This window comes from Providencia sp. PROV116 (genome assembly GCF_028482485.1).
GTDB lineage: Bacteria > Pseudomonadota > Gammaproteobacteria > Enterobacterales > Enterobacteriaceae > Providencia > Providencia rettgeri.
In genome coordinates this window covers 141,686-153,510 of record NZ_JAMPQO010000024.1, presented here as the reverse complement: position 1 = coordinate 153,510, position 11,825 = coordinate 141,686, and the positions used below count along the sequence as shown (strand labels likewise).

Genomic DNA, 11,825 nt, shown 5'->3' with positions numbered 1-11,825 from the left:
TTGGGGCTATAGCTCAGCTGGGAGAGCGCTTGCATGGCATGCAAGAGGTCAGCGGTTCGATCCCGCTTAGCTCCACCATTAACTTTCTACACTTTCAGTCTGTTTAGCTTCCGATTTAATCCAATTTAAAAATGCTAAAACTTCTGGTTTTTCAATAGATTCCGGTAACATCACTAAATAATACGCGAACCTCGCTGGCCATGGCTTATCAATCACTTGCACTAGCCGCCCTTCTTCGATTTCCTGTATCGCATACTCTTTTGGGACTAAGGCTAAACCTTGCCCTGCAATCGCTGCACGGATCAATAAATAATCATCATCAAATGCACTTCCCCGTTTTGCTCTTTCGCTATTTTCCACGCCATGAGCCGCTAGCCAAAGTGACCAGTCCATACGGTCATTATCTTGTAATAATGGGTAATTCAGGCAGTCTTGCGGGGTTTCAATCGCGCTATTAATCGGAAAATCAGGACTCATCACCGGTAATAAAACGGGGGTTATTAACCGCTCACTCACTAAATTTGGGTAATGCCCTAAACCATGGCGAATAGCTATATCAACCCGCTGCTGATGTAAATTAACTAATGCTGAAGAAGCTTCAATATGTACCTCAATTTCAGGATGTGACTGCGTGAACCTCCCTAAACGGGGTACTAGCCAAGAGGCGGCAAATGAAGGAACGGTACTAATGTTAATCGTTTTTTCTTTACGAATATTTTCTAGCACATACATTGAACCTTCGATTTGTTCGAATGCCTGCAACAACGCAGGGTAAACACGCCGCCCTGCATGTGTTAATTCCATGCTGTGGTGACTACGCACAAACAATGGCATTCCAATCCGTTCTTCTAATAAACGAATTTGCTGGCTAACCGCACCTGATGTCACACCAAGAAAGTGTGCGGCGCGCTTAATACTTTTATGTTTCGCCACTTCGGTGAAAGCTCGTAAAGCAAGTAATGGGAGAACCGGATTCATAGTTTAGTTTTTCTAAATTTAAGTTGAGTTAATATGGTTTTATTTTCTTCAGTAGAAAACCAATAATCAAGGCATCAATTCAATCTTAACGATATAGAAAAGCGAATACAACTATGCTTGAACTTTATACTGATAGCTCACCAAATGGATTTAAAATAACAATAGCATTAGAAGAACTAAACCTTCTATACCACCTTAATCATATACAAATTTCTCGTGGTAACCACCAGCAACCCGCTTTTTTACAGTTAAATCCTCATGGACGTATTCCTGTTATTTATGATCCACAAACAGAGATTACTCTCTTTGAATCAGCCGCAATTTTATTATATCTTGCTGAAAAAACAGGCCAACTTCTTCCCGCTATCTCTAAACAAAAGTGGGAAGCCATTAAATGGCTACAATTCCATTCTGCCAGTTTAGGGCCGATTATTGGTCAATGGGTAAACTTCGCTATTTTCGATAAATCACCAAAGCCAGAGATTGTGGAACGCTATTTTAATATGACCCACAAGGCACTCGCGGTATTAGACAAACAACTCGAAAATGCACCTTATCTTGCAGGCTCTGATTACTCCATCGCAGATATCGCTAATTTCGGCTGGTTACACATTGCTCAGGTTATTGCGTTCGATTTTAGCCAACACACACATTTAACGAAATGGTATGACCGAGTTGCCTTGAGACCCGCTGTCATGAAAGGGATTACTCTACCCGCCCCTGCTACAGAAGCCTAATATTGGACAATAACATGAATACATCCCCATTTTTCCCTAAACAAAAAGCACAGCCATCATCGTCCTTTGCATCTCATGTAGGCTATAGTCGTATGTTTTCGCCTAACAAACTTACTGTCGGAATTTTCCTGCCCTTACGTTTTTATCAAGGAGATAACCAGTTATTAAAAGGGCAAACAAAGTTAATCGAACATATTGATGAATATAATTTTGCTGCAGTTTGGGTGCGAGATATTCCCTTATTCGACCCATTGTTTGGTGATGCAGGTCAGTTATTTGATTCTCTGACCTATTTGTCCTTTATTGCTGCCAAAACAAAAAATGTTGCATTGGTTACAGGAAGCTCGATTTTTTCATTACGACACCCAATTGATTTAGCCAAAGCGGCCACCACAATTGACCAACTTTCAGGTAACCGGCTAGTAATGGGTATCGCCTCAGGAGATAGAGCTATTGAGTTTCCTGCCTATGGTATTAATTATGAGCAACGTGCAAAAAGATTTGCACAGGCTGTTGATTACTTTAGACAGTTAATGGCTGATGGGTTACTGAATATTCAATCCCCACTAGGTGAGTTCAATCGAGCCCAGCTACTCCCGAAACCAATCACAGGGCAAATACCATTGATAGTCACAGGAGGATCAGGCCAATCTAAACAGTGGATTGCTGATTATTCCGATGGTTGGTTATCCTATCCTGAAGCTACCAGTCATCCAGAAGGCGCTCTTCGTTTAGCTGAGAAAATTGCGTCCTGGCGTGCCCTCATCCCTGAACATGACTTTAGGCCACATATGACAAATGAATGGATTGACCTTGTCGATGATCCTGATTTCCCGCGCACTCCTTTACGAGGAGGATTCACTCTACGAACAGGCCGTAACGGTTTGATTCAACTACTCGAAGAATGGCAAGCTGCGGGAGTTAACCATGCCGCGATTGGAATTCAATACTCTGAGCGACCAGCTTTAGAGGTACTACAAGAAATGGCTGAAGAGGTTTTACCACATTTCCCTAGCCACCAAGGGATGCAAAGCAGGCTCGTAGACTGGTAGTAATTTTGGCGTCTTCCCTCATTTTGTGGCTGACACCAAACCTTGATTATTTTGCATCACTGCGCAGTATAACCACCATCAATAGGAATAAACGCCCCTGTTATAAAGCTACTCTCTTCTGATAACAAGAAAGCGACAACATTAGCAATTTCTTGCCGAGTAGCCATTCTACCCATTGGATGAGTTGAAGCCATCCATTGCTTCGTTTCCTGTGGTAATACGCTAATATTCGGTGTTTCTACATAGCCGGGGCCAACCGCATTGATACGAATACCTTTTTGAGCGTTTTCTAAGGCTGCTGAACGCGTTAACCCCAGTACCGCATGCTTTGCTGCGGTGTAAGGTGCTATGCCCGCTATCCCTGTTACCCCATTGCAAGCTGATAAATTCACGATAGCTCCCCCACCACTGCGCAAAATCGCAGGAATACTGTACTTTAAACCATGAAATGTTCCTGTTATATCGGTCTCGATCACCTCATGCCAAGCCTCTAAAGGATAATCTTCAATATTGACGCCATGAGGCCCAGTGATCCCTGCATTATTCACCAAGTAGTGCAATGCACCGTATTGTTGCTCAATTTTTTCAACTGTTGTTTTAAAGTCTTGTGCATTTGCGACATTCATTTTTATGGCATAGACACGTTGTCCTGTTGGGTCTATTTCTTTAGCGGCTTGTTGTAAAGCTGCCTCATTACGCCCCGTAATTACCGCTATTGCGCCAAGTGAATACAGCTTTTGTGCAATAGTGAAACCGACACCTGTCGATGCCCCTGTTATAAGCGCAACTCGCTGATTAAATTTACCCATAGCTCACCTCAATTATAATTAACTTTAGTTAACTATAATTAATTAACTAAAGTTAATCAACTGGTCGTCTTATTATTAAAATCAATATATACTCAACAGATTGAATATTACGGGATCGTCATAATGCCAAATTCTCTTGAAGATGCGCTTTCTCTACTGCAATGTACGCTAGTTGCACGCAGAGTTAGCTTTACCCCTGAACAAATAACTTGGGGCCAATATGATGTGCTAGAGATATTGAGATTAAAAGGAGACTTAACACCAAGCCAGTTAAGCCAAGCACTTGGCCTTTCTCGCCAAAATTTATCGAAGTTTCTTCGAGTTCTGAAATATTATGAATTTGTCGAGCAATATCAATCTGAAGAAGATAGACGGGAACTGATCACCCATTTAACCGACAAAGGGCATCATTTTTTGCAGCGTGCAGCCACAGGACGTGCTGAAAACGCGGCTAAGGTCAAAGCAGCATTAACCCCCCAAGAGCAAAAGTTATTTATTACTTTAAGCCAGAAGATTACTCACGCACTGGGGCACGATTAACCCCTCTTTAAAGGCTTTACAAGTCCTTCTAAGCCTTCTATTTTTAATCCTAGAGTCATCTCCATTAACTGCCCTAAACGTCCAGCAGGAAACTCCCCTTTCTTATAGAACCATAATAAATATTCTTCGGGTAAATCAATTAATACGCAGCCTTTATATTTACCAAATGGCATATAGGTATTGGCCATATCGATGAGATCTTGTTTTTCCATTATTAGTTCTCTTTTGTATCAAAGCATAAAAAAACGGCGCTCATTTGAACGCCGTTTCTTAATCTAGCATGTTTTAGTGGATTACAAAACTAACCCGACAACGGCTGCAGATAAGAAGCTAACTAAGGTTGAACCGTACAGTAATTTCAAACCGAAGCGAGCCACGGTATTACCTTGTTTCTCATCTAAGCCTTTAATCGCACCCGCAATAATACCGATGGATGAGAAGTTAGCGAAAGAAACTAAGAATACGGACAAGATACCAACAGAGCGCTCAGATAACCCACCAGCAATCGCTTGTAAGCCGTCCATCGCAACGAATTCATTTGTTACCATTTTCACTGCCATAATTCCGCCAACCTGTAAGGCTTCATCAGCAGGAATACCAAGTATCCACGCAAACGGATAGAACACGTAACCTAACATGGTTTGGAAGTCGATACCGAATACGGCTGAGAAAATACCGTTAATCATCGCAATGAGGGCAATAAAACCAATTAACATCGCTGAAACGATAATCGCTACTTTAAACCCAGCAAGAATATATTCACCTAACATTTCAAAGAAGCTTTGCCCTTCATGCAGGTTGCTCATTTGAATATCTTCTTCACCTTCCGGTGGATACGGGTTAATCAGTGAGAGTATAACGAAAGTACCAAACATATTCAGAACCAATGCAGCGACCACGAAACGTGGCTCTAACATGGTCATGTATGCCCCAACGATAGACATAGATACCGTTGACATGGCTGTTGCGGCCATGGTGTACATTCTGCGGTCTGACATCCGGTTCAATTGGTCTTTATACGCAATAAAGTTTTCTGACTGACCCAATAACAATGAGCTGACTGCGTTAAATGACTCCAATTTCCCCATACCATTCACTTTCGATAGCACGGTACCGATGATACGGATCACGATAGGAAGAATTTTGACGTGCTGTAAGATCCCGATCAACGCAGAAATAAAGATGATTGGGCATAATACTTGTAAGAAGAAGAACGCTAAGTTGCCTTCAATCATACCGCCAAAAATAAATTTGGTCCCTTCTGCTGCATAGCCTAGCAAGTGGGTAAATACCCCTGCCACACCAAGAACAAATGATTCGCCAATATTCGATTTTAAGAACAGATAAGCTAATGCAATTTGAATAACCAGTAGTTGAACAACATAGCGAGGGCGGATCCCTCTACGGTTACTACTGGCTAAAATAGCAAGAGCAGCTATTACTACTAAAGATAAAACGAAATGCAGGATCGAGGTCATATGCGACTCCAACAAATTTAAGAATCAGTCTATGTGCATATTCTATGTAATAGACAACATTTAAATGAGACGGAGGTCACATTAATATGAAAGCTTACTAGGTGTATTTTGCAAAAAGAAGAAGGGGATCACGTTTCAACTATAACAAATCCTAGTATTCGCTTTTTTTGCACAGAAATTTTACTGAGAATTTAAGTTAAGACTTACAACAACCTGCGTACAAAATTGTTGCCTACAGAGATTGTAGGCAACTAAGCCAAATTGAATATAGTTCACTATTGAATATTCAGCAAACGAATCAATTCATTTTCATCTATAACACGTATGCCAAGTTCATTTGCTTTCGCTAATTTAGAACCTGCAGCCTCACCAGCAATCACCAAATCTGTTTTTTTAGAGACGCTTCCTGAAACCTTTGCACCTAAAGCGACTAATTTGTCTTTGGCTTCATCACGCGTCAAGATACTCATTGACCCTGTTAGCACTACCGTTTTACCTGCAAATGGGCTATCAATTTCTGCACTGTTGACGACTTTTACTTCAGGCCAATGAATATTTGCCTTAGTCAGTAAATCTTCAATCACCGCTTGGTTATGAGGTTCGCGGAAAAAATTGACCACATGCTTCGCGACCACATGACCAATATCTTGAACCGTTTTTAGTGACTCTTCATCTGCCGCCATCACGGCTTCAAGTGTGGTGTAATGCGCGGCTAAGTTTGCCGCCGTTGCTTCACCAACTTCACGAATTCCAAGGGCATAAATAAAACGAGCTAACGTCGTTTGTTTAGACTTATTGAGTGCATCAACCAGATTTTGTGCCGATTTCGGCCCCATTCTATCCAAGCCTGTTAAGATACCCGCACTTAATTGATATAAATCTGCCGGCGTTTTGACATACTCTTTTTCAACTAATTGGTCGATAATTTTATCGCCCATGCCATCGACGTCCATTGCTCTGCGTGAGACAAAATGTTTCAGTGCTTCTTTGCGTTGTGCCCCACAAATAAGCCCACCTGTACAGCGCGCTACCGCTTCGCCTTCGATTCGTTCGATATCAGAGCCACATACTGGGCAATGAGTTGGAAAAACAATTTCCCGGCTATCTGCAGGGCGGTTATCAACCACAACACTGACGATTTGCGGAATAACATCTCCGGCTCGACGAATAATAACCGTGTCACCAATATGCACACCAAGGCGTTCGATTTCATCGGCATTGTGTAAAGTCGCATTGCTGACAACTACGCCTGCAACTTGCACCGGCTCTAAACGCGCGACAGGCGTGATAGCCCCGGTACGCCCGACTTGAAATTCAACATCTTTTAATAATGTCACTTGTTCTTGCGCTGGAAATTTAAATGCGGTCGCCCAGCGAGGTGCTCGAGAAACAAACCCTAACTCTTCTTGAATCGCAATCGAGTTAACCTTAATAACCACACCATCGATATCAAAGCCAAGGTCAGGTCGAACTTGCTCAATTTCATGGTAAAAATCCAATACTGCCTGATGACCAACACGTAATTGAACATAATCACTAACCGGTAAACCCCATGCCTTGAATTGCATTAAACGGTCATAATGTGTATCCGGTAAAGAGCCCCCTTCCACAAGCCCCACACCATAACAATAAAAAGTAAGCGGCCTTTTGGCGGTAATACGTGGGTCTAATTGGCGTAAAGAACCTGCTGCTGCATTACGTGGGTTTGCAAAGACTTTGCCATCCGTTTTGCGTGCTTGCTCATTAAGCGCTTCAAAGCCTTTTTGGGGCATAAAAACTTCCCCACGGATCTCAACGCGATCAGGAATATTGCTTCCCGTTAAACGCAATGGGATAGCACGAATGGTTCGAACATTCGCAGTAATATTTTCGCCTACGGTTCCATCGCCCCGAGTCGCGGCCTGTACTAGCTCACCGTTTTCATACAGCAAACTGACCGCTAACCCATCTAACTTGAGCTCACAACAAAAAGTCAGTTCTTGATGATTTTTCAAGCGATCCCTGACTCGCTTATCAAACGCAAGATAGCTTTCTTCATCAAAAACGTTATCTAGCGACAACATAGGAATTTCATGGCGTACGGTATCAAACGCAGCTAATGGTGCAGCACCAACACGTTGAGTCGGTGAATCACTGGTGACAAGTTCAGGATGCTGCGCCTCTATCTCTTTTAGACGTTGCATTAACTTGTCATATTCCACGTCTGGAATTTCAGGCGCATCTAATACATGGTACTGATATTCATGATGACGTAACTGCGTTTTTAATTCGTCTATTTCTTGTTTGGTAGTCATGATTCACTCATACAGATAAAAAACCCCCAATTAATGGGGGTTTTGTTCAATGTTTACTTAACTTAGTGTGTTTCTAATTCGTGCATGATACACCTCTATTTTTTGAGGTGTCAGCATTTTGCGTTCGTCATCAAGAACAACCCCTCCCGCATCTGATGCGATACGTTGAGCCGCTTGCAACATCAGTTTGAAATTTTGCCCTGCATCACCGTAAGACGGTACCATCATAAACATGGAAACCCCTGGGGTGGTAAAGTCCGCCATTGTCTCAGGGTCAAATGAGCCCGGCTTTACCATGTTAGCTAAGCTAAACAGCACAGGCCCTGTACCAGACGGATTCACATGACGGTGGAATATTTTCATTTCCCCAAATTGGAAACCGGCTTGTAAAATACTCTGCAGTAACAATTCACCTTGAAGTTCTTGTCCTTGAAGAGCGGCTACGTGAAGTACTAGGACTGTCTCCTTGCTACTTGTTGTAGCAGAATTTTCCTGCGGCTCAGCTTTCTTCTCAATATGCTGCGTCTCTTGTTCATAGGTACTCGGCTGAGGCTCTTCGCTCAATTTAGTTGAATCAATATGTGGCTCAGCGGCAGTACCAATGACTGGCTGAGTACGAACTTCTGGCTCAATAGCCACTTCCTCACTCATATTAATGGTGAGTTGCTCAGGTACATGAACAGGTTCAGTACGTTGGTGCATCGTAGGCTCATTATGAACTGGCGATTTAGCCTCTGGCTCCATATTCATAATAATGTCAGGTTCAACCGATGCCTGTGGCTGTATATTAGGTTCAACTGGAGACTCATTTTTTACCGGATATACAGGCTCAGTCGCAGCGGGGTGAACAGGCGCTTGCTGAGTAGGTTGATTTTCAGTAAATAATGCGGAATCATCATATTCTGATGAATTCTCTTGCATATCGTTTTTTCTACGTTTTACGGGTCTATCACGAAATAACTTTGAGCGCTCTTTACGGCTGGTCCATAAACCATGCAGTAATAAAGCGACAATCGCTATCGCACCTACGACCACTAATATCAGACGCAAATCCTGCATCGCTGCTATCTCTAGTTGATGAATGATAATGCCAATACGGCGGAAACTACCCTAAGATTATTTCTCAATTGCTCTAAGTGCAACCCCCAGAACGATTTTCTTACAAGAAAGAGAATATTCCGCTTTCATTTGCTGCTTTTTTAAGCGAATAATGGCTAGTCAGCCTAATTTCATATCTATATGATACATGGTCAACCGAAAAGGAGAGAACAAGAAGTATGACCCAATCGACATTTTCGACACAAAAAGACCATTCCGGTTTTTATTATTTTACACAAGGGTGGAGATTAATCACTCGTCCCGGTATTAAACGTTTTGTTATTTTGCCCCTATTAGCCAATATTTTATTCTTAGGCGGCGCATTTTGGTGGTTATATACCAAGCTTGGTGGCTGGATAAACCAAGTGATGAGTTACGTTCCTGACTGGCTACAATGGCTCGACTATGTTATTTGGCCAATCGCCGTTATCTCAATACTGCTCGTATTTACCTATTTCTTTAGTACGGTTGCTAATATTATCGCGGCGCCTTTTAACGGTTGGCTATCAGAGAAACTCGAAGCTGAGCTAACGGGTAAACCATCGCCAGATACGGGTGTGGCTGAGTTATTAAAAGATGTTCCTCGTATGATAAAACGCGAGTTTGTCCGAATCGGTTACTACTTGCCTCGCGCTATTGGGTTATTAATCCTATTTTTCATACCTGGTATTGGCCAAACTGTCGCTCCGGTACTGTGGTTTTTATTTGGTGCTTGGATGATGTCAATTCAATATTGCGATTATCCGTTTGATAACCATCGTGTTGGTTTCAGTGAAATGAAGCAAGCGCTTGCCAAAGAACGAATGAGAAATGTTCAATTTGGTGGTGTCGTTAGCCTGTTAATGATGGTGCCTTTTGTCAACTTAGTGATCATGCCTGTTGCTGTCTGTGGTGCAACATTGATGTGGGTTGACCGGTATCGTGAGCGTTACGCACGTTACTAATTTTATCAATTATTGTATACCAATTATTGCGCAGGCTTATCGCCTGCGCCTTTCTCTTATCGAATACTTCACTTCTTTTCAGCGAAATTTCTTAGAACAATTGGATCTAAAATAGCATTACGTTATAAGCTTATACTCAAATCATATTTGCATTAATTTGTTCTTAACGTATGTTGAATCCATCTCATTATTTTTTTATTAATACCGATTACATTACCGGCTAACCGATTTTTAAGGATATCCCATGAGCAAAATTTATGATGATAACTCGTTGACCATTGGCCACACCCCTCTTGTCCGTTTAAAGCATTTTGGTAATGGCAATATTTTAGCAAAAGTGGAATCTCGCAACCCAAGCTTCAGCGTTAAGTGCCGTATTGGTGCGAACATGATTTGGGATGCAGAAAAAAAAGGTATCCTCAACAAAGACAAAGAGTTAGTTGAGCCAACCAGTGGTAATACGGGTATCGCTTTAGCCTATGTGGCTGCGGCAAGAGGTTATAAATTGACGTTAACCATGCCTGAAACTATGAGCATCGAGCGCCGTAAACTGCTCAAAGCATTGGGTGCCAACCTCGTTTTAACCGAGGGTGCAAAAGGCATGAAAGGTGCGATAGCTAAAGCTGAAGAGATAGTGAATAGTAACCCTAAAAAATACCTATTACTTCAACAGTTTAATAACCCAGCAAACCCTGAAATTCATGAAAAAACCACAGGGCCTGAAATTTGGGAAGATACCGATGGCAATGTAGATGTTGTAGTCGCAGGTGTCGGTACGGGTGGGACAATTACCGGTATTGCAAAGTATCTGAAAAATACCAAAGGTAAAGATGTGACTATCGTCGCTGTTGAACCCGAAACATCTCCTGTCATTACCCAAGCTTTGGCGGGCGAAGAAATTAAGCCGGGTCCTCACAAAATACAAGGGATCGGCGCTGGGTTTATTCCAGGTAACTTAGATTTAAAATTGCTTGATAAAGTCATTCAAATCAGTGATGACGAAGCGATTAAAACCGCACGCGAGCTGATGGAAAAAGAAGGTATTCTCGCAGGGATTTCATCAGGTGCAGCAATTGCTGCTGCCACTAAGATTGCCGCTGACCCTGCTTATAAAGGTAAAAATATTGTCGTTATTTTACCTTCTTCAGGTGAGCGTTATCTGTCAACTGTCCTGTTTGCTGACATTTCCGCTGAATAGCATAATTTCGTTACAATATCGTTAAAAAAGCACCTAAATGGTGCTTTTTTTGTGGCATGGATCAAACTTTAGCACGGATGGAGATGATTTCTAATTCGGGGTTTAGTATTAAACATAGTAATTATTTTGCACCTCGAAATTAATCACTTTTTAGCCAACCTCTAGGCCAAGTAAAATAATTTGCCAACGAGAAAAAGTCACGAGTTCGCAAGAAAAGCAGAAAAAGGGTTGATACCGCACAAAGTAGGAAACCTTTTTTCAAGTTAATAATCTAACTTATACGCAAACCTAGTCTATTTCATCTACAATTGGCTGGGTAATTAAAAAAACGAAAGTTATTGAGGAAATACTATGTTTCAGCAAGAAGTTACTATTACGGCACCAAATGGTCTACATACTCGTCCTGCAGCTCAATTCGTAAAAGAAGCAAAAGCATTCTCTTCCGATATTTCTTTAATCTCTGGTGGTAAATCCGCTAGTGCGAAAAGTTTGTTTAAATTACAAACCTTAGGCCTAACACAAGGCACAGTAGTGACAATTTCAGCTGAAGGCGAAGATGAAAAAGAAGCCGTTGAGCATTTAGTTAAACTGATGGGCGAATTAGAATAATTTCGCACGAATATAGCGTTTACTGATTTCATTCAATGTCCCTGAGTGATCTCATTCGGGGACATTTGTATAATCAGCTATATTTATT

12 protein-coding genes and 1 tRNA gene are annotated in these 11,825 nt (G+C 41.8%); 7 read left to right on the top strand and 6 right to left on the bottom strand.

The features are described from left to right. The first annotated feature begins 2 nt into the window (after positions 1–2). Positions 3–78 (top strand) — tRNA-Ala (locus tag PSE72_RS16950). On the opposite strand, the gene gcvA is transcribed toward PSE72_RS16950, so the two are convergent. Then, positions 79–978 (bottom strand): transcriptional regulator GcvA, encoded by a 900-nt coding sequence (gene gcvA / locus PSE72_RS16945; protein ID WP_115166987.1) that lies wholly within the window; start codon positions 976–978, stop codon positions 79–81. Positions 979–1,091: 113 nt separating this feature from the next. Here gcvA and PSE72_RS16940 point away from each other — a divergent pair, with 113 nt between their 5' ends. Both PSE72_RS16940 and PSE72_RS16935 read left to right on the top strand, forming a co-directional pair. Continuing rightward, a complete protein-coding gene (locus tag PSE72_RS16940) occupies positions 1,092–1,715 on the top strand; it encodes a glutathione S-transferase family protein (protein ID WP_267690178.1) in 624 nt (207 codons plus the stop codon). A gap of 14 nt (positions 1,716–1,729) precedes the next feature. Further along, complete coding sequence (locus PSE72_RS16935) at positions 1,730–2,767, top strand: LLM class oxidoreductase (RefSeq protein WP_198641528.1); 1,038 nt, start codon at positions 1,730–1,732, stop codon at positions 2,765–2,767. Positions 2,768–2,823: 56 nt separating this feature from the next. Here the strand turns inward: PSE72_RS16935 and PSE72_RS16930 are convergent, their stop codons facing one another. Continuing rightward, on the bottom strand, positions 2,824–3,576 hold the full coding sequence (locus PSE72_RS16930) for an SDR family NAD(P)-dependent oxidoreductase (protein ID WP_109911495.1): 753 nt from the start codon (positions 3,574–3,576) through the stop codon (positions 2,824–2,826). Positions 3,577–3,699: 123 nt separating this feature from the next. Here PSE72_RS16930 and PSE72_RS16925 point away from each other — a divergent pair, with 123 nt between their 5' ends. Next, the gene (locus PSE72_RS16925; RefSeq protein WP_004912574.1) at positions 3,700–4,116 is read left to right on the top strand and encodes a MarR family winged helix-turn-helix transcriptional regulator; all 417 of its coding nucleotides are present in this window, start codon (positions 3,700–3,702) and stop codon (positions 4,114–4,116) included. Here PSE72_RS16925 and PSE72_RS16920 read toward each other — a convergent pair. The 4 genes from PSE72_RS16920 to zipA all read right to left on the bottom strand — a co-directional run bounded on the left by PSE72_RS16920 (position 4,113) and on the right by zipA (position 8,947). Next, on the bottom strand, positions 4,113–4,328 hold the full coding sequence (locus PSE72_RS16920; protein WP_004912576.1) for a DUF3820 family protein: 216 nt from the start codon (positions 4,326–4,328) through the stop codon (positions 4,113–4,115). The genes PSE72_RS16925 and PSE72_RS16920 overlap by 4 nt on opposite strands. 81 nt (positions 4,329–4,409) lie before the next feature. Then, complete coding sequence (locus PSE72_RS16915) at positions 4,410–5,594, bottom strand: NupC/NupG family nucleoside CNT transporter (protein WP_004912578.1); 1,185 nt, start codon at positions 5,592–5,594, stop codon at positions 4,410–4,412. Between the two features lie 275 nt (positions 5,595–5,869). Beyond that, a complete protein-coding gene (gene ligA / locus PSE72_RS16910) occupies positions 5,870–7,888 on the bottom strand; it encodes an NAD-dependent DNA ligase LigA (protein ID WP_115166985.1) in 2,019 nt (672 codons plus the stop codon). 57 nt (positions 7,889–7,945) lie between these two features. Then, positions 7,946–8,947, bottom strand: coding sequence for a cell division protein ZipA (gene zipA / locus PSE72_RS16905; RefSeq protein ID WP_109911491.1), 1,002 nt, complete (start codon positions 8,945–8,947; stop codon positions 7,946–7,948). A 218-nt stretch (positions 8,948–9,165) separates the two neighbouring features. Here zipA and cysZ point away from each other — a divergent pair, with 218 nt between their 5' ends. From cysZ to ptsH, 3 genes are all read left to right on the top strand, one after another. Then, positions 9,166–9,930: a sulfate transporter CysZ gene (gene cysZ, locus PSE72_RS16900; RefSeq protein WP_109911490.1), complete on the top strand. Its 765-nt coding sequence runs from the start codon at positions 9,166–9,168 to the stop codon at positions 9,928–9,930. Between the two features lie 244 nt (positions 9,931–10,174). Then, the gene (gene cysK / locus PSE72_RS16895) at positions 10,175–11,128 is read left to right on the top strand and encodes a cysteine synthase A (protein WP_004912592.1); all 954 of its coding nucleotides are present in this window, start codon (positions 10,175–10,177) and stop codon (positions 11,126–11,128) included. A 351-nt stretch (positions 11,129–11,479) separates the two neighbouring features. Next, positions 11,480–11,737, top strand: coding sequence for a phosphocarrier protein Hpr (gene ptsH / locus PSE72_RS16890; protein ID WP_004264876.1), 258 nt, complete (start codon positions 11,480–11,482; stop codon positions 11,735–11,737). Positions 11,738–11,825: the final 88 nt, after the last annotated feature.